The sequence below is a fragment of the Pseudobacteroides cellulosolvens ATCC 35603 = DSM 2933 genome (genome assembly GCF_001262605.1).
GTDB classification, from domain to species: Bacteria; Bacillota; Clostridia; order Acetivibrionales; family DSM-2933; genus Pseudobacteroides; species Pseudobacteroides cellulosolvens.
This window is the reverse complement of sequence record NZ_LGTC01000001.1, coordinates 4,898,200-4,916,555: the sequence shown is the minus strand read 5'-3', so window position 1 is coordinate 4,916,555 and position 18,356 is coordinate 4,898,200. Positions and strand designations below refer to the sequence as shown.

General features: G+C 34.9%; 17 protein-coding genes. 14 read left to right on the top strand and 3 right to left on the bottom strand.

What is annotated here, in order from left to right; translation table 11 throughout:
• The first annotated feature begins 354 nt into the window (after positions 1-354).
• From Bccel_RS20210 to Bccel_RS20180, 7 genes are all read left to right on the top strand, one after another.
• A complete protein-coding gene (locus Bccel_RS20210) occupies positions 355-2,280 on the top strand; it encodes a substrate-binding and GGDEF domain-containing protein (RefSeq protein WP_036937521.1) in 1,926 nt (641 codons plus the stop codon).
• A gap of 82 nt (positions 2,281-2,362) precedes the next feature.
• Complete coding sequence (locus Bccel_RS20205; protein WP_036937523.1) at positions 2,363-3,283, top strand: DUF2935 domain-containing protein; 921 nt, start codon at positions 2,363-2,365, stop codon at positions 3,281-3,283.
• Between the two features lie 390 nt (positions 3,284-3,673).
• The gene (locus Bccel_RS20200) at positions 3,674-4,207 is read left to right on the top strand and encodes an RNA polymerase sigma factor (protein ID WP_081926770.1); all 534 of its coding nucleotides are present in this window, start codon (positions 3,674-3,676) and stop codon (positions 4,205-4,207) included.
• Positions 4,200-4,508 (top strand): hypothetical protein, encoded by a 309-nt coding sequence (locus Bccel_RS20195; protein WP_036937532.1) that lies wholly within the window; start codon positions 4,200-4,202, stop codon positions 4,506-4,508. Before Bccel_RS20200 ends, Bccel_RS20195 begins: the two co-directional genes overlap by 8 nt.
• Positions 4,489-5,355 (top strand): ABC transporter ATP-binding protein, encoded by an 867-nt coding sequence (locus Bccel_RS20190; RefSeq protein WP_036937535.1) that lies wholly within the window; start codon positions 4,489-4,491, stop codon positions 5,353-5,355. The genes Bccel_RS20195 and Bccel_RS20190 overlap by 20 nt, the downstream gene beginning before the upstream one ends.
• A gap of 2 nt (positions 5,356-5,357) precedes the next feature.
• Complete coding sequence (locus Bccel_RS20185; RefSeq protein ID WP_036937538.1) at positions 5,358-6,503, top strand: ABC transporter permease; 1,146 nt, start codon at positions 5,358-5,360, stop codon at positions 6,501-6,503.
• Complete coding sequence (locus tag Bccel_RS20180; RefSeq protein ID WP_036937540.1) at positions 6,487-7,122, top strand: hypothetical protein; 636 nt, start codon at positions 6,487-6,489, stop codon at positions 7,120-7,122. Before Bccel_RS20185 ends, Bccel_RS20180 begins: the two co-directional genes overlap by 17 nt.
• Here the strand turns inward: Bccel_RS20180 and Bccel_RS20175 are convergent.
• Positions 7,069-7,674: a TetR/AcrR family transcriptional regulator C-terminal domain-containing protein gene (locus tag Bccel_RS20175; protein WP_242853062.1), complete on the bottom strand. Its 606-nt coding sequence runs from the start codon at positions 7,672-7,674 to the stop codon at positions 7,069-7,071. The two genes, Bccel_RS20180 and Bccel_RS20175, sit on opposite strands and share 54 nt — an antisense overlap.
• Positions 7,675-7,790: 116 nt before the next feature.
• Here Bccel_RS20175 and Bccel_RS20170 point away from each other — a divergent pair, with 116 nt between their 5' ends.
• From Bccel_RS20170 to Bccel_RS20150, 4 genes are all read left to right on the top strand, one after another.
• Complete coding sequence (locus tag Bccel_RS20170) at positions 7,791-9,038, top strand: macrolide family glycosyltransferase (protein ID WP_050753669.1); 1,248 nt, start codon at positions 7,791-7,793, stop codon at positions 9,036-9,038.
• Positions 9,035-9,745: a YiiX/YebB-like N1pC/P60 family cysteine hydrolase gene (locus Bccel_RS20165; protein ID WP_036937541.1), complete on the top strand. Its 711-nt coding sequence runs from the start codon at positions 9,035-9,037 to the stop codon at positions 9,743-9,745. The genes Bccel_RS20170 and Bccel_RS20165 overlap by 4 nt, the downstream gene beginning before the upstream one ends.
• Before the next feature lie 658 nt (positions 9,746-10,403).
• Entirely contained in the window at positions 10,404-10,874 is a 471-nt protein-coding gene (locus Bccel_RS20155) for a GreA/GreB family elongation factor (protein ID WP_050753668.1), read from the top strand.
• Between the two features lie 53 nt (positions 10,875-10,927).
• The gene (locus Bccel_RS20150; protein ID WP_036937544.1) at positions 10,928-11,368 is read left to right on the top strand and encodes an NUDIX domain-containing protein; all 441 of its coding nucleotides are present in this window, start codon (positions 10,928-10,930) and stop codon (positions 11,366-11,368) included.
• A gap of 138 nt (positions 11,369-11,506) precedes the next feature.
• On the opposite strand, the gene Bccel_RS20145 is transcribed toward Bccel_RS20150, so the two are convergent.
• Entirely contained in the window at positions 11,507-13,327 is a 1,821-nt protein-coding gene (locus tag Bccel_RS20145) for a glycoside hydrolase (protein ID WP_160317748.1), read from the bottom strand.
• A 432-nt stretch (positions 13,328-13,759) separates the two neighbouring features.
• On the opposite strand from Bccel_RS20145, the gene Bccel_RS20140 reads away from it, so the two are divergent.
• The 3 genes from Bccel_RS20140 to Bccel_RS20130 all read left to right on the top strand — a co-directional run bounded on the left by Bccel_RS20140 (position 13,760) and on the right by Bccel_RS20130 (position 17,426).
• Positions 13,760-14,674 carry a hypothetical protein gene (locus Bccel_RS20140; RefSeq protein WP_036937547.1) on the top strand — a complete coding sequence of 305 codons (915 nt, stop codon included), beginning with the start codon at positions 13,760-13,762 and terminating at the stop codon, positions 14,672-14,674.
• Positions 14,675-14,821: 147 nt separating this feature from the next.
• Entirely contained in the window at positions 14,822-15,721 is a 900-nt protein-coding gene (locus Bccel_RS20135) for a DUF445 domain-containing protein (protein WP_036937549.1), read from the top strand.
• Positions 15,722-15,782: 61 nt separating this feature from the next.
• Positions 15,783-17,426 (top strand): AMP-binding protein, encoded by a 1,644-nt coding sequence (locus Bccel_RS20130; RefSeq protein ID WP_036937550.1) that lies wholly within the window; start codon positions 15,783-15,785, stop codon positions 17,424-17,426.
• Positions 17,427-17,432: 6 nt separating this feature from the next.
• Here Bccel_RS20130 and Bccel_RS20125 read toward each other — a convergent pair whose 3' ends face one another.
• A complete protein-coding gene (locus Bccel_RS20125) occupies positions 17,433-18,278 on the bottom strand; it encodes an alpha/beta fold hydrolase (protein WP_036937551.1) in 846 nt (281 codons plus the stop codon).
• Positions 18,279-18,356 lie beyond the last annotated feature (78 nt).

Below are 18,356 nucleotides of genomic sequence, written 5' to 3'. Positions count from 1 at the left end.
GTTTTTCACCAGATGGGAACAGAGTTCTGTGTGTCGTGGGATGCACCGGGAGGACCATATCTTCATCAAGGTGAAGGCCCTAGGGGTTGGATAACTCCACAAAGTTTATCAAGCAAAACTTTACTTGACAATCTACACCATACCTTAAATAGAAGGATTATTTTAAAAAATATCGAATATGTATATATAATTTTATTTTTCAATTATTAAGCACAAAAGAGGATTATAAAGAACTTCTACAATGTGAATCTTAGCATGAGGAAATTATAAGATTATATTTAGATATATTTTGTTGGAGCTAGTATTTGTGCTTACTTCAACTAAAATACCTTTTGTATGAAGGGAGGTGGCACATTGTATCAAAACGGCAGGAAAACTATAGGGTTATTTGTAAGCGGTTTTCATAACGAATACCCAAGTTTGTTTATTCCATCTGTTTCAAGGGAAGCTGAAAAGTTGGGTTATAATGTGGCGGTGTTTAATTTTGTTGGTAGAATATCTCTGTCTGAGGCGTATGGAGAAGGGGAAATAGGACTTTTAGATACAATACCATTTGAACGGTTGGATGGTATTATTATACTGGATGATATCTTTGTAATTCCAAGTTTTCTTGATGAAATATATAATCGAATTGATAATAGGACAAGTTGTCCGGTAGTGCATAAGGCAGCTAAGAAAGAAGGCGGCTATCAGCTCCAGCTTGATCATGGAAAGGGAATTGAAATGGTCATGAAACATTTTGTCCTGGAGCATGGGTTTACCAGGATTTACTACATGTCCGGTCCATATAATCATACTGATGCCATTGCCAGGCTTGCAAGCTACAAAAAATTTATGGAAAAATATCAACTGCCATATGACGACAAGTATGTTTTCGAAGGTGATTTTTGGACCACTTATTGTAATGAAGCGGCAGATTATTTTTTGACGCTTGAAGAGGAACTGCCCCAGGCCATAGTCTGTGCCAATGATTATATGGCTATTGGACTTTGTGATGCATTGATTAAAAGAGGAATTAATATTCCAGGGGATATTGCAATCTCTGGATTTGATAATATTTGGAAGACATCTGTTCATATCCCTTCAATAACAACAGTAGGTTTTCCAATAGTAGACATCGCAGTTCAATCTGTACACATTATTGATAATGTGTTGAACGGCTACCCTCAGGAAAAAATAATTAAAGTTGAACCTGCTCTCTATTGTAATAACTCATGCGGCTGTGAGCCTGAAGATTTGCATGAAGCATTAAAAAAACGCAGTACATTATTACAGGAATACAGTTATCTAATGGATACTACATTTGTAGATATGTTTGTTATTATTTTGGAGCATATGAAGGCAGATACAATCATGGATATTCGAAAGATATTTTACAATTCTGTCCATGATTTCAAGGATTCTCATAGGGTAAGTCTTTGTCTATATCAGAATGACAAAGGTGTAAGGTCATATGAGGAACCAATTGAAAAGGTTACAGATACAATTTATGTGGCGGCTTCCATAGACCGTACCAATCCAAGAGAACCTATACATAAGGAAGATTTTTGCATTCCAGCAAAAGATATACTTGATATAAGTAGCTTCAAGGATGAACCAATAATATGCCAATTTATTGATATACATTTTGAGAAACATCTGTTCGGGTATTTGACAATCTCATACAAAAATTATGCGACTTCTACCAGTTTTGCTGCATTGTTTGCAGTAAATTTGGCAACATCAATGGAGGCTATGTTAAACAAGAATAAGATCAATTCACTAATTTCCAATCTGGAGGAGCTGAATATCAGAGACCAATTGACAGGAGTATACAACAGAAGAGGATATGAGCTTCTTTCAGAGGACATCTATCAGAACGCTGTTCAAAATCAGAAAGAAATGCTTTTTATGGTCATGGATATGGATGGTCTTAAATACATAAATGATCATTACGGACATTCAGTTGGAGATCAAGCTATAGTTCTTTTGGCTAATGCATTGAAGAAGGCTTCTCATCAAAATGAGCTTATTGCCAGGGTTGGTGGTGATGAGTTTTATATTATGGGTAATGACTATTCACAGGATAAATTTGACGACTTTGTAATGCGGTTTACAACCATACTGGATCTTTTATGCAGGGATAATCGGCTTGAATTCTGTATTACTGCAAGTTATGGATATCAGGTCCTGCAGCCGGAAACGGGAATACAGGTAAAAGATTACATCCAAATCAGTGATAGACTTATGTATCAGAAAAAGAATGAAAGAAAGAATAAGAATCTGTATAGTTACAGATAGTGAAATTATTGGTAACATTTTATGTATCCTTTCAATACAATAATAACATGAAGATTTTTTGTTTTTTTGAGGGAGGTCATATATGTTGTCAAGGGAGGAATATATACGATTATCCTTGGAGCTTAATTTATTCTTTGCAAGAATTGCGAAAGAACACTCAATATTTTTAGAGACTAGTTTTACTGGAAGGGATGCAAGATTTGCCGAGCAAGCTGACAATTTTAAAGTGCAATTTGAAGGGTTATTAGCTGAAACAATTGTTTTATCTAATGGTGTTATAAGCCCTGAAGTGGTAATGTCAGAAGAATTAGTGACTCCATTAACTTTAAGTGCGGAACAGGTATCCGCTTTCTATACAGGGGTTCAGATTAACTCCAATCTAACGCAAGCAGAAGCGGGCTTAGCAGGTAATCCTGGTATGATGGCAAATCCTTTGCTTGAGCAGCGAGTTTTTAATTTGAACCAAAAAGCTATTTCATTAGCATCGTCTTTGGCACAGTTCAAATCAACTATTTTAAACAATGTTATTTCTTGTAAGATGTTTACAACAAACTATCCTTTACTGCTTGAGCATATTATTAGGGAGGCACAGTTTTACCTAAGAATGCTTACAAAGCTGCAAAGGAGGGAAGAGATACTTACAGAGCAAGATTTGCTTGAGCAGGAAGTTTTCTGGAATAGGATAATGGCAGAACATTCAATGTTTATCAGAGGCCTTCTTGATCCTTCTGAAGTAGAGCTTATCAGAACGGCAAACAACTTTGGAAATGAATTTTCCGAGCTGACAAATGAAGCTGTAGCGGCATTAGATCAAACAATGGTATCGACAAATATAACAAGCGAAAGCTTAACGGCAGCAACGAAGCTAAAAGATTTTAAAACTGCCGGTACCAAAGGCCTTATTGATTGCAGCATAAAGGCAATAGCATATCCGCTGCTTGGTGATCATGTTTTGCGTGAAGCTAATCATTATATTCGAGTTTTAAAAATGTTCCAAAGGTAAGTATTTATCTCTTAAGGTCGTAATATGACGTGTTTTATAATTACAATCAACATAAGTCTGGATGGACCATTTAAAGGTTTTCCAGGCTTTTTTGAATGTCTAGGAGATTTTTGCTTATATGTGTTAGTATTGTTAATAGATATGTTACGAAAAAGATTTTACATTAGCAAATGCAGTTGAATCGTCTGTATTTGCATTACAAAAATGAATTTTTCGTAACATATGAATCAAGGAAAATGTTTTGCAATAATTAAAAATGTAAAATGATTAATGATTATTGCAAAACATATAGATGGTCTATCCAAAAAATATTTTTTATATAGTGTAACTTTTCATGCACTTAATACGAATAAATAGTGAAAAATTAATAAATTGAGGAAAAGGGGGTGTATGATGAAGTCAAGGGAAGAGCATATCGAGGGCTATTTTTTTAATGATATCGGGTCATTTGAAGAAATTGTGCTAAAATACCGTCAAAACTCAATAAATTTTGCCAGGAGATATATAAAGGACCGGGAAATCTGCGAGGATATTGCACAGGAAGCATTTGCCACTGTATTTGTACACAGGGATAAATATAACCCTGATATGTCCTTTAAGACTTGGCTGTTTTCCATCATACATAACAAGTGTGTAGATTATATACGAAAAAATAAAGAACTCCAGAGTTTTAGTATTGAGGATGAAGCCATTGCAGGAGGCTTGTTTGAAAGACTTGATACCAAAATAGTTTTGGAACAGGAGATCGGAAGACTTAAACCAAACTACAGGGCTATAATTCAGATGGTTGAATATGAAGGTATGACAATTTGCGAAGCAGCAAAGGTCCTTGGTATAAGCGAAGTCCATGCCAGAGTATTGAATTTCAGAGCCAGGAAAAAGCTTCAGGCACAATTGGTGAAAGGTGGATTTGAGTATGAATGAGCAGGAATTTCTAAATGGAGTACATATGAAAATTAACTTATTACAGTATGAGCGTGACATGCTGGAAATTATTCAAGAGAAGCAAAAAAGGCATTTGTATAGGAAGATCAAGACTTGCTGTACGTTGTTTTCTGCTATTTTGGGCTTAATCATATATGCAGTGATATTTTCTATTGATTTGGGATTTCTAGTATTTACCTCTGTTGTACTGCTGATTATTTCAGTATGTGCAGAGAATAGTGACTTTGAGGTTAAAGATATTGAGATGGGAGTGAGAGAAAATGGGTATAGTTATAAATAACCTTTGCAAAAATTATGGTAAAAAGGTAGCACTAGATGGTGTAAACCTGCAAATAAATAATGGTATGTTTGGTCTATTAGGACCTAACGGTGCAGGTAAAACCACTCTGATGAGAATTCTGACAACACTTATCGCGCCTACTTCAGGAGTGATAGATATTAATGGCGTTCCAATCGGGAACCGTAAGAGTATAAGAGAAATAACCGGATACCTGCCCCAGGAGTTTTCTGTGTATCCAAATTTTTCGGTTTATGAGGCATTGGATTACCTTGCTGTTTTATCAGGGATAAATGATAATAAGATGCGGAAAACCATTATCAATGAGCGTTTGGAAAGGGTAAATCTGGATAGATTTAGAAAAGTTAAGGTAAAAGCCTTATCAGGAGGAATGAAAAGGCGTTTGGGAATAGCCCAAGCTTTACTTGCTAATCCTAAGGTTCTGATTGTTGATGAGCCTACTGCAGGACTGGATCCAGAGGAACGCATACGTTTTCGGAACATGCTTGGAAGCCTCGCGGCAGAACGTATTGTAATTTTGTCAACTCATATTGTGGAGGATATAGAATCAACATGTGAACATATAGCAATACTTGATAACGGAAAAATTGCATACTCAGGGAGCGTGGGCAAATTGTTGGAGATGGCTGGCGATTTCGTGTGGGGTGGATTGGTAGAGTTCGATAAGATGGAATCTCTTAAGGAAAGTTTTACACTGCTTTCTTCAGTAAGAGAAAGCGACAGTATAAGGGTTCGTATTTTGTCAGGCATTAAGCCCTTTGAAACAGCTGAAAACGTGTTACCCTCCATTGAAGATGGTTATATGAAAATCATTAAGGGGGTGGTATAAGAATGTTTATAAAGCTTTGCGGTTTTGAAATCAAATATCAGCTTAAAAGTGTTACTTTCTACGTTTTTGTTTTGCTGACAGCTTTATTTGTATTTAGTCAGATTGGAAGCTTAGATAGATGGTCAAAGCATCCTGATGCTGTAAAAAGATTGGAGCAGATAAAAGTTCAAATGCCAGGTATGACAGAAGGACCTGTTGATAAGGATGTGGAAACTCAAAAGGGTGTATATGAACTGCTCTCTAGGGCAGTGAGTGAAAGAAAAATTATGGCTGTAAGGGGTTTTATCAATAAGGAGGAAGCACTTTCCGAAAACGAAATAGAATTAATAAAGGAATCAATGAAAAAGATATCTCCAAATGGAAAAGGAATCAGCCAAAGATCTGATATGATTCTTACAATGGAGGAATTTGAAAAGATCATTAATGATCTTGATGATGCACTTGGTGGACATACTGCATTTACCAAAGAACGCCGTAATGGATGGATGCCCATTCCAAAATCTTATGAGGAAATTGCTGCAGAAGAAAAACGCATAGTTGAAATGGGATTTACTCCACTGGTTGCACAATTGTTTGCAGATTACTATGGGATAGCTCTTGCCATGCTGACTGTTTTTCTTGCTGCCTTTATATTTTATCGTGATAAACGCAGCCGGATATTGGAGCTGGTATGCAGCCGACCTATGAGTGGTTTCACATATGTGTTTTCAAAGTTTACAGGAACCTGCATGCCCATATTTGCCAGTATATTGCTAATAGCAGCAATTCCAACTGTTTTTGCGGTTAAGATGAAGATGGATGGATTTGATGTGAATGTCTTTACTTACTTTACCACATTTGCCATATGGCTTTTCCCAGCTGTAATGTTTATTGTAGCGGCTACCATGTTGGTAACAATCCTGATCAATAACCCTATCCCGGCATTTGCTGTACAGTTTTTGGTTTTTGTATCATCTGTCTATCCTTTGAGTGGTGATTATAGCCTTTACAAGGTATTTATCCGCCATAATACCATGGAACCCCTTGCGGATCCTCAAGCATTTTATATGAACAGGATTTTTATATTTTTAATGTCTATTATATTTACTTTAATTACCGCATGGCTTTGGGAGATAAAGAGGAGGCGTATCGGTGAAAGGATTAAATAATGGTATGCTTTGGTATAATTTTAGATTGCTGCCTAAAATAAATATTTTAATGTGCATATTGGCCATTTGTGCCGTACAAATATTCTTTAGTCTGAAAATGGTGGATTTCAGGGTTATGGCAAACATCGGAGAATTATTTGTTTCACTTCTAGGTATAATGCTTATTCCAGGGCTTGCGTTTATTGAAGAAAGTTCGGGCATAAAGGAAACAGTTTATTCAAAGGCTGTATCCCCTGTAATTCCATCATTAATAAGGCTATTATATTCAGTTTTCTTGCTGCTTTCCGGCACCGTAATTTTTGTAGCGGTTGCTGTTATACAGGGAAGTGTGTTTGACGAGTTGTCAATAATCGCAGGGGTCTTTATCTCTGCATTGATATTAGGGGCGTCCGGGTATATTGTGGGATGTTTTACGGGTAATATTGCACTTGCCTATCTTATACCGTTTGCCTACTACGGCTTTGAATTTTTATCAAAAGGGAAGTACACAAAGGATTTTTATCTGTTTAGCTTGCAAAGAGGCTTTCTTGTTGAGGAAAAATGGTTTTTATTTGGGACTGCAATATTATTTATTGGAATTAGTTTGGTCTATATTGGGAAAAGAAGGTCTTTTATATGACACACTTTCAAAGATTCTTTTAATTTCATCAGCCATTACATCTGCGGGTTTATCAGGTTCATTATACAACCAATACATTATAAGTTGGCTATATCCGGCAACATAAAATCTGGCTTGTGCTTTAAGAAATGAATCTTCTTTAGCATCATTGATATCTTCATTATTGTTTAATATGGTGGTAAACCAATCCACAATCATATTTTGAAAGAAGTTATTAAATGATTGCTGCCTGTCATCTTTAAAAGCACTTTTAAAAAATCTCCGGTTTTCTTCAAAATAACGTAAAACTCGAGGAACTTGGTTTATTGTTTGTTGTATTAATGATTCACTGATTCCAATATCATAATCAATTACAAGCATTTGAAATACGATCTCATATAGCAGATCGTATTTGTCGTTGAAGTGGTTATAGAAGGAATGACGGTTTATTTCGGCAATATCCGTGATATTTTGAATTCTGATTTTATCAAATGGCATTGTTGTCATCAAATATTGGAACGCCTCAATAATGGCATTTCTAGTTCTGGTTTTATTTATTAGTCTTTTTTTCACTAATTTTCACTCCTTGTTATAATTTGGACATTTATGGTGTTTTGTCTATTTAATAGTATACTAATAGGTAATATAATTCTCAATAGTAAATATTTTCTAATTAAGGAGGGGTAAATATGTCTCAAGTATTATTTGTAAATGTATTTGGTTATGGGCACGTTAATCCCACGCTAGGTTTAGTTAAAGAATTAATTGAAAGAGGAGAAAAAGTGACCTATATAGCAGGTGAGGAATTTAAAGAAAAAATTGAAAGCTTAGGTGCAAAGTTTCAAGGGTATAAAAATTTTGACGAGTCGGGATTCCAAAACGGGAACATAAACTTTGAGGATATTGAACCTCAATTAATAGAGATAGGTCGACTTTACAAAGGAATAATAGATATTATATTTAGTTTGAAAGAAAAGTTTGACTACATTATCTATGACTCATTATTTTTCTTTGGCAGTGAAGTTGGACGAGTATTAGGGATACCCGCAATTAGCTCTAATTCTACTTTTGCAACTAATAATAAAACAGATTACTTTTCAGTTTTTATTAATGGGTGTATGCCGGTATTAAGTAGGCTTCTAAATGGATCTGAGATTGTTGATATTATAAAATATTTATGGGGAAAGTATGAACTAATGCTCCCTGATCTTTCATCACTATGTACAATAAAAAATGATATGAATATCGTTTATACCTCCAAGTACTTTCAAATGTATGGTGAAAGCTTCGATGAGAGCTATAAGTTCATTGGTCCGTCTATAATTGATAGAAAAGAAAAATTAGATCCATCCTTACAGATTAATAATGAAAAAATTATTTATATATCTTTAGGCACAATATTTAATGAGTCTATTGAGTTTTATCAAAGTTGTTTTAAAGCTTTTTGCAATATGGATATAAAAATTATTATGTCTGTAGGTCAAAATATAGATGTCGATAAATTTGAATCTGTTCCATCAAACTTTATTATCCGTAACTATGTACCCCAGCTTGAGATTTTAAAACATGCAGATGTATTTATTACCCATGGCGGTATGAATAGTGTAAATGAGGCACTGTATTATTCTGTTCCATTGATCCTTGTACCTCAATTCTTTGACCAGCCTATTGTTGCTGATAGAGTTGCTAAACTTGGTGCAGGCATTGTTATTGAAAAATATAAAGTTACCCCTGAATTGTTAAAGCAGTCTGTAGTTAATATCTTATCTGACAAAAGTTACAAAACAAACAGTGAAAAGATAGGAAAGTCACTTAGAGAAGCAGGGGGGTATAAGAAAGGAGTTGACGAAATCTTTAAAATAATAAGTAAATCGGCATTATCACAAAGGAATGAAGGGTGGTACGTGCTAAGCACGCAGATGGGAGGAATACTATGAAGAAGAAATTAATTTTATCTTTACTATGTGCAGGAATAATAGCTGTTAATGTTAACTATGCAAGTGCATTTTCGTTTTCCAAACCAATTAATCCGGATGTTAAGTCTTTTTATGACAGTATAAAAAGTGGCATAAATGAGGTAGATGCAATTTCAAAGGAAATGATAGATACTTTAAAATTTCAAACATACATAGAAAAAAACTGGGACAACTTGGTAGTGGAGAAGGATATGGACTTGTACAATTCCAATGAAAAATATCTTGGAAAGCCTGGAGACATATTGATTTGTGTAATTGATAAGGATAATAGTGATATAAATGCAATTATGATGGGTTCACTTACTACACATTCTGCGTTTGTAGACTCTGATCCGCAAAAAGTTCTGGAACTCTTTCAGGATGGTGTTAAAAATGCTGAAAATGATTGGAGGACAAGATATAAAAAAGTTGTCGTCGTACGTCCTAAGGTAGATGAAAAAGTTATTGCGGATGCCATTTCATACGGGCATACAAAAATAGGCACACCATTTAGCTACTTTAGTAATTTATTTAATAAAACTAAAACAGATAAATTCTATTGTTCACAATATGTATGGAACTGTTACATGAACAGCGGAGTAGACTTGGATGGAAATGGCGGGAAAGCCGTTTTCCCATATGATTTTATGAGAAGTGACAAAGTTTCTATTGTTTATAAACAGGGATAGAACCTAATAGAAAACAGCTCTACTAATCAAACATTCAAGAGGCTGCACTGTTAGTTAATTGAATCAAATCCATTTAATATTCAGTCAGTAATTAAGTGGAAAATTGGAACATGATTGACATCCATTTACATTTATGTTACCATATATAATATAGGCGTTTCGCAAATAATTTGCGTGATGCCTTGTTCTATTTTTTTGCTATTTTCCATTTAATAACATTGGTAAAAAGAGATAGATTTGAGGTATGTTACCTTGGCAAAGAAAAGAAATATAAAAATAATTTCATATTTTTTGATTTTTATGTTTATAGTCCAAATATGTTCGTTTTTTGCAAGCGACATATATTGGTTTTCGGATGGTGCAAACAATTCCAAATCACAATCAATAATTGCTGATGTGGTTAATGCACATATATTGGCTGTAGGACGGGAAAATAGAAAATCCTCAGTCAAAATATCTATTCTTAAAATTCAATGTCTCATTCAAAAATTAAGCTGTTTCAATTTTTTAATTCAGTCACTTACATATAAGGTTTTTTTAATTGACAAACGAAAAGAGATTGCATGTATTATGTCGAATTGTTTCCATTCTTCCAAGTATAAAAGCTTCATTGCGTATGATTTTGTCCTATTTAACATTCGAAAGGGGAAAGTGTTCCATGTACTCAATCATTGAACTGACTACATATGTCTATAGGGCTATTTTACAGCATCTTGTCGACTTTGAGGAACGGAAGAATGAAATAGTAAATGATATTTACTGTGAACCATCGGTTTTGCGTGATGATTTCAACATTTTTTTAGATAACTACTTAAAAAAACTGGAAGAGCTAATTAAAACATCCCAAATTATTGATAGGCCAACCCGTGAAAAATTAAAGTCTCTTAATTATTTACCCTATGTTATTATTGGAAGTACTGTGGAGCTTGAGAGTAATAATGAACATGGAGTATACTATTATAGAATTGTTTCACCTTATGATGATTCCAAATCTAATAAGGATTTATCATATATTTCAACACTAGGAAGAGCTCTAATGCTGAAAAGACCAGGAGATATTGTAGAAAATGAGATTAATAAAGATGTTTGTAGTTCATACCATGTAAAATCAATACGTTATGAAGGATAAGTCAACTATTTTATAAATTATGCTAAAAAAATGAGGTATATGGAGGGCATTTTATGCTGGAAAGAAGTTGTGCTGGCGGTGTTGTGTTTTTTGGAGAAAAGGTATTTTTACTTAAAAATGAGAAAGAGGAATGGGTATTTCCCAAAGGTTTAATCCGAAATAATGAAGTACCTGCCGATGTAGCAATAAAAAGGGTTATGGAGGAAGGTGGGGTCACTGCGGAGATTGTTACAATAGCCGGTAGGACAAGTTATGAATTTTATTCAATTACACGGCGTAAGCCTGTTTGTAATAAAATTATTTGGTTTATTATGAGCACAGAAAGTGAAAAGTTCAATGTCTCGGAAAAGGAAAAATTTTCAGACGGGGGGTTCTTTTATATTGAGCATGCTTTGCAGATTGTAACATATAGTCAGGATAAGGCATTGCTTGACATGTCCTATAAAAAATACAATGAATTGTTATCTCGCAATGCTGAAATATATGGTAAGTAATTTAGTTGGTATCTTTAGAAGTGATTATTGATTTTTGCAAAATATAATAAAATACTTATATGTAGTAGAATTAAGTGTACATAAAAAGGGAATGCCGAAACAATATTCGACATTCCCTTTAATGATTTTTAAGTTGGCTTACAATGCTGGGTAACTATCAATTGTTGCATTAAAATGCTTTGCAACTATCAAGACATCCGCCATATTCACAACACCATCATTGCTTAGGTCAGCCTCGGCATTATATTTGGTACTGCCTGATGTGCTGTTGAAAAATTTCGCTATCTGCAGGACATCAGCCATGTTGATAGCACCATCCTGGGTAGTATCTCCAGCCCAGATCTCCACAGGATTACCATTGGTTCCTAACGTTCCGGATACCTTTACATTTTTTATTTCTCTGGCAAGATAACCATCTTTACTTATTTTCACAGTAGTTTCAGTAGTGTTTTCAGGTATATTTGTGAGTTCAAAGTATCCCTTGTCATCAGTTAAGGTTGATGTTCCTTCTGCTTCTACTTTAAAACCTTCCTTAAGGTCTGATGAAGAACTTGAAATATATCCGCTTACCTTTTTGGTTGGTTTTGCTCCAACAAATGTAGTTACCGACTTTGCAGGTAAATTACCTGTAAAACTTGATCCGCTTACTGCTATGCTTGAACCTTCAGCTAAATTCTGGGATGCTGAAGTTGTATATGGTGTAACTGCTGAAGCAGTAAAACCTTTTAAGTTAAATGATACAGATTGATCTGATGAACCATTATTGATAGCAACTACTGCAAACTCACCGGTAGCCGGATCTTTGTATGCTGTCACATATACACCTGATACTGGGCTTGCTGTAGCAGAAAATCTCTGCCATTCAGGTCTAATAAACCTTGCATATTGTCCGATTGTATAAAGCCTTTTAGCAACTGTATAAGTTTTTGCACCCATGTTCATTTGAATTAGACCTTCACCATTGTGTGTTTTGTAGCATGCACCCCACCAGTAACTCCATGAATTTCCCTGGGTTATAGTCATAAAATCATGAACTTCCTTTGCCCATTTCAAGCCGTCGTTAATTGTAATATCATTACCATTCATATCCGATACTTCTGTCATCCAAATACCTTTTCCCTTTGACTTTGTAGTAGGGAATGCTACATATGTAGATCCATAGTTATGGCAGCCAACTATATCGGTTCTTTTAGATGCAGTAGCATCATTGAGGCTGTCTATTGCAAAGGATTCGGTACATGCCATGGGTTCTCCCATAATAACTTTTGCAGTTATATTTTCTTTATCGAAAGTTGGTACCAGATAATCCTTCATAAATGTTTTAAATTGAGATGATGACCATGTACATGAGGAATAGTTGGTTTCCAGGTTAGGTTCATTGGAAATTCCAATATGTGTAATATCAATACCGAATTTCGATTTGTAGTTTTTTATATGTTCAGCTAGATATGTAGCATAAGCTTGATATTTATCTGCTTTAATAGTTCCTCTGGAAGTAGAACCGTTTGATTTCATCCAGGCCGGTGGGCTCCATGCAGTATAAAGAAGCTTATCAATTCCGTATTTTTCACGGATTTCTTTATACATAGGTATCTGATCATCGTTTGATTCCTTCCAGTCCCATGTTGTTTCAGATGGCTGCATTGTTTTGTTTGGACCATCTTCTGCATTACCCCAAGTCCCCCCATCGCCTAGTATTGAACGGAAGATGGAAAAACCGGCTCCTTTGGTTGTTGAGAATAACAAATCGTAGATTTCATTTTTCTTAGTGTCGCCTAAAAGTGCAATATTATTTGACTGATGAAAAGCTTCCGATACACCAAATCCATCAATATTCTGATAATTGGTATCCCAGTCAAGAGTAACTGTAGATGCCGCATACATGTTTTGAGGTAACGCCAGGACCAATAAAAAAGTCAATAACGTTACCAAACTCGTGAAACGAATCCTTTTTTTCATAAAAAAATCCCCCTTAGATTATATATATTTTTTTATGCCTAAGAAATTAAGGTGCCTTATTAAGAAGTGAAATGCACCGATAACAGAAGATGCAGACACTATAATTTCTTATGACAGGTTTTTAAGCGAAGTATTCCTTAATTTAATAATTCGCAGAAAATATTATTTTAAGTGCTAAAATTCTATGTGTTTTATTATCAATATAATAAAATTCTATAAATAATTTAAGGCTTCATTTTTTACTGTATTAAATGTAATGAAAAAGCTCAATCAATAATCCAGGAATGAAATGATTTTTTCACCCTTTCTTTAGCTTGTATAAGTTCAGTGAAGCGTGTTCTATTGAACTTTTTATATAATAATGATATCATAAGTAGTGGCGGAAGTGGTATAAAAATTATGCTTTTTATTTATTATAAAGAGGTGGCTTAGATGAGTATTAAATTTCATTTGCCTGATTTTGTCGAGAATTTTGATTTAAACATCATGCTGTATGAATTGATGAAAACCAGACCTGAATGTTTTTGGCCGGATATAAAAATTGCTTCTGTTTATGGTACATTTCCAACTTCAATGTGGAATGGCGGGCGTACCTATGGCGGAATATCCAGTGAGCGAAGCTATGTGGCGGAAATTCTCAGACAATTTAATACTCGTGATATTCCTTGCCGTTATACTTTCAGCAATCCACATATTAAAGAAGAGCATCTAAATGATAGCTTTTGCAATATGTGTTTAAGATTAGGGCATAATGGCATGAATGAGGTTATTGTTGTTTCTCCTGTTTTAGAGGCTTATATCAGAAAAAATTATCCCAAATATAAAATTATCAGTTCAACCTGCAAGCAGCTTGAAGATGTTGATGGTTTGAAAGAGGAGCTGGAAAAGGATTATAGCTTGGTTGTGCTTGATTATAATTGGAACAATCGCTTTGAGGAACTTGATAAAATTCCTCATAAGGAACGCTGTGAACTACTTATTAATCCATGCTGTGTTCCTAATTGCAAGCGTAGAAAAGAGCATTATGATTATATTGGCAGATATCAGATTGCTATTGCAGAACATGTAAAGAGATCAACCAACAGGCCGTTCCAGTTTGAAGAATTTAAATGCGACTGTATAACGCCTCATTTCTATGAAACCACAAAGCATAGAACACATATAACACCAAAGGAAATTTATGAGAGATATGTACCTATGGGTTATGAAAACTTTAAAATTGAAGGGCGTTCACAGCACCGTGCCGCTGTAATTGAAAGCTATGTTTATTATTTGGTTAAACCTGAATATAGGGATGAAATACGTTTAACGATGCATGTCACCGAGGTTAAACTAATAAAGAAGTAGGAGTGTTTTATGAGTATGTAAATGAGCCTGTGGTTGATTGCATAAGTTGTAGTCAGCCGTGGGCTTTATTGTTTGCAAATTAAAAAAGTAATAGATTTTTAACTTTTATATATAATAAAACTTATAGTATGGAGGAAAGAGTACAACATGAATGTGGTTCAAGTATTGTCTGGGCCTGTTATAGGTGCTGTTATCGGTTATTTTACAAATTATATTGCTGTGAAGATGCTTTTTAGGCCATTAAATCCGGTTAAGGTTGGAAATTTTACTTTGCCGTTTACACCGGGGGTTATTCCAAGAAGGAAAAAAGAGTTGGCTGGGGCTCTTGGGACAACCATAAGCAATATGTTAATTACACAGGAGGATTTGAAAAATGCCTTGTTGTCTGACGGGATGAAACAGTCGATAACAAATGGTATAGTAGAGTATGTGAAGAATAAGACAGATGCTGCCATGACAATAAAAGATACATTAAATTGCTATGTAAATGAAAAGGATTATGAGATTATCAAAGTACATCTGCAAGAGCTGTTAAGTGAAAGGATGGCGGCAGGACTTTCAGGTATTGATTTAGGTGCTATTATTACAAGTGAAGCCGGTGCAGCAGTAAAAGGAAAACTTCAGGGTACTATGTTTGCTATGATGATAAACGATAGTTTGATAGCCTCTTTAGCACAACCAATCGGTGAAAAGGTAAAGGAATATATACAAAATCATGGTGTGGAAATTATTCAGCCTGTTATTGGTCAAGAGATAGAAAACCTGGAAAATGAAACAGTGAATTCCATACTAAATAATATATCATTTAACGAAAACAAAATAAAGGAATTTGTCGGACGTATTTATACTGAATGTATAGATAGGTCATCAGATGCCATTATTAAGCAAATTGATATTGTAGGAATAGTAAGAAATAAAATTCAGGATATGGATGTAATAGAACTTGAGAAGCTTGTATTATCGGTTATGAAAAACGAATTGGATTCTGTGATAAATTTAGGAGCCGGTCTTGGGTTTATTATCGGTCTATTGAATTTGATTTTTTAATGTTTACTAAAAAATCACTTCATGTTTTTTAAATTAGAGAAAAGTGAAGGGTATATAATTTATGACAAAACCAAATTTTTTATATTATAAAGTTACAAAATTTAGTAGCATCAAAGAAATGATGGAAATAGCTGTAAAGGAAGCGGGAGATAAAATTGCTTTCAAGTACAAGGAAAATAGCAATGAAATTGTTGAGGTGAGCTATTCACAATTTCAACAGCAAACCATATGGCTTGGTGCCGCATTAACTGAAATGGGATTTTCAAACAAGCATATCGGATGTATAGGCAAAAACAGTTATAGCTGGGTTTTAACTTATCTTACCGCACTTAAGAGTGAAGGTGTATATGTTCCTGTCGATAAAGACCTTCCCCCAAATGACGTTTTTCATGTGTTAAATGATAGTGAATGCACCGTTGTATTCTATTCACAAGCTCAAGAAGAAATGTTTATGAACAATACTCATAAGCTCCCAAATGTAAAGCTTTACATAGGATTCGATCGTGCTGATGATGCTGGCATCTTCCTATCTTTTAACAAACTTATTGAATATGGAAAGAAGTGCGATTGTAAAAAATACCAGGCACTTAAAAGTGAGCCCAATTCACTTAAATTGCTTGTTTATACATCAGGGACAACCGGTATCGCCAAGGGGGTAATGCTGTCAGAGCACAACCTGGTATCCAGTGTCTATTATGGATTGCAGGTATCAACAGTTTATGATACCGGTCTTTCAGTTTTACCATATCATCATACATATGAAGCGGTAAGCGGACTTTTAGTTTCGCTTCATAAACACTCCACCATTTGTATCAACGACAGCTTAAGTGCTGTGCTAAAGAACCTGCAACTGTATAATCCGTCTTATATATACCTTGTTCCTGCCTTTGCAGAAATGTTTCATTCCAAGATAATTAAAAATATTAAGGAATCCGGAAAGGAAAGTGCTTTTAACAAATTAATTGTTGTAAGCAATGCATTAAGAAGAATTGGCATTGATTTGAGAAAATTATTCTTTAAATCCATACACAATGCTTTCGGCGGAAGGCTGAGGAAAATAGTATGCGGCGGTGCACCAATTCGCCCCGAGATAGGAAAGTTTTTTGACGATATAGGTATTAGCCTGATTAACGGTTATGGGATTACAGAGTGTTCTCCACTTGTGTCTGCGAACCATGACATGTTTAATGATTATAATACTGTAGGTATAAAGCTTCCTTGTATCGACTGGAAGGTTGACAGCCCTAATGATGAGGGCATAGGGGAAATATGTATCAAGGGTGATATCGTAATGCTTGGTTATTACAAGCAACCGGAAAAAACGGCAGAAGTACTTAAAGAAGGCTGGTTTTATACCGGTGATTATGGCTATATTAATGACAAACAGCAGCTTGTAATAACAGGCAGGAAAAAGAATATTATCGTTTTGAACAATGGGAAAAATGTTTATCCTGAAGAGATAGAAGGATATATTCAAGGTATTGACTATATTGTGGAGGTTGTTGTAAGAGGACTTGCCGATGATAAAGGGGATGAAAAATCACTTATGGCAGAGGTTTTCCTAAGTGAAGAAAGAACTCCCCAAGAGGTTCTAAAAGACATCAAAAGTGTAACGAGGGATCTACCAACCTATAAGCAGATTACGCAGGTGGTTGTTAGAACAGGGGAGTTTGATAAGACAACTTCCAGAAAAATAAAAAGATAATAGTTTTCAAGATTTAAGAAACGGAATAATCCTTGGATACATATTAATCAATACATGACTTGTATCAGGGATGATATCCAATTTCAACTGAGGGACTAATTTGCTTAAGCGTTTTCCACTTTTTTCCGAAGGAAACATCGCATCAACGGCTCCGCCAACAAACATAACAGGCATGGATAATTTTTTTAATTCCTCATCAGAAAAGAGCGGTATATAGCGGCGGTAATTGAAATTTTTTGATATAAGCATTATAATTTCCTCGGCTTCTGGGTGAAGGGGCTGTGGATGGCTGAGCATGCGGCATATTTTTTTGATACCCTCATCTCCTTGTAATGAGCATAAAATACTTTTTAGTGCAAATGACAGCTTTAAATTTGTGATGCCAGCTGTACAGAGAAGTACCAGTCGCTTTACGTACTCGGGATAATGTGTAGCAAACCTCAGTGCCATCCATCCGCCAAGTGACATTCCCAAGATATTGACACTACCCTTCTTTATATTTAAATATTTAATTATGTCCATGAGCCATTGGGCATATGTATCCCCATCCATAGACGGACGGGTTAGCTCACTTTTGCCCGGTTCACCTATTATATCAAGTGCATAAACACGAAAGTGATCACTATACTTTTTCATATCCTCTGCCCATATGGAGGAATTGGAACCTGACCCATGAATAAGTATCAATGGCGGATTATTCTCATTTCCGCAGCAAATACAGAAGGTTTTGCCATGACTGGTTGGAATTGTTAATTGTTCATTCTTATAAGGTATTGCAGCTAAGAGTTTCTCATATATTCCCAATATTTTATCTTTTGCTTGCATGCTTTTGAAAATAGGTTCATCTTTCATATCTAATACTCCCTTTCTTTATTGTTATTATTATGTAGCTTGGTTATGATTAAAAAATTACTTTGGTTTTTGAGTATG

Coding starts and splice junctions, on each gene's coding strand:
- Bccel_RS20205 (WP_036937523.1), top strand. CDS start 2,363: ATGTTGTCAAGGGAGGAATATATACGATTATCCTTGGAGCTTAATTTA.
- Bccel_RS20200 (WP_081926770.1), top strand. CDS start 3,674: ATGATGAAGTCAAGGGAAGAGCATATCGAGGGCTATTTTTTTAATGAT.
- Bccel_RS20195 (WP_036937532.1), top strand. CDS start 4,200: ATGAATGAGCAGGAATTTCTAAATGGAGTACATATGAAAATTAACTTA.
- Bccel_RS20190 (WP_036937535.1), top strand. CDS start 4,489: ATGGGTATAGTTATAAATAACCTTTGCAAAAATTATGGTAAAAAGGTA.
- Bccel_RS20185 (WP_036937538.1), top strand. CDS start 5,358: ATGTTTATAAAGCTTTGCGGTTTTGAAATCAAATATCAGCTTAAAAGT.
- Bccel_RS20170 (WP_050753669.1), top strand. CDS start 7,791: ATGTCTCAAGTATTATTTGTAAATGTATTTGGTTATGGGCACGTTAAT.
- Bccel_RS20165 (WP_036937541.1), top strand. CDS start 9,035: ATGAAGAAGAAATTAATTTTATCTTTACTATGTGCAGGAATAATAGCT.
- Bccel_RS20155 (WP_050753668.1), top strand. CDS start 10,404: ATGTACTCAATCATTGAACTGACTACATATGTCTATAGGGCTATTTTA.
- Bccel_RS20150 (WP_036937544.1), top strand. CDS start 10,928: ATGCTGGAAAGAAGTTGTGCTGGCGGTGTTGTGTTTTTTGGAGAAAAG.
- Bccel_RS20145 (WP_160317748.1), bottom strand. CDS start 13,327: ATGAAAAAAAGGATTCGTTTCACGAGTTTGGTAACGTTATTGACTTTT.
- Bccel_RS20140 (WP_036937547.1), top strand. CDS start 13,760: ATGAGTATTAAATTTCATTTGCCTGATTTTGTCGAGAATTTTGATTTA.
- Bccel_RS20135 (WP_036937549.1), top strand. CDS start 14,822: ATGAATGTGGTTCAAGTATTGTCTGGGCCTGTTATAGGTGCTGTTATC.
- Bccel_RS20130 (WP_036937550.1), top strand. CDS start 15,783: ATGACAAAACCAAATTTTTTATATTATAAAGTTACAAAATTTAGTAGC.
- Bccel_RS20125 (WP_036937551.1), bottom strand. CDS start 18,278: ATGAAAGATGAACCTATTTTCAAAAGCATGCAAGCAAAAGATAAAATA.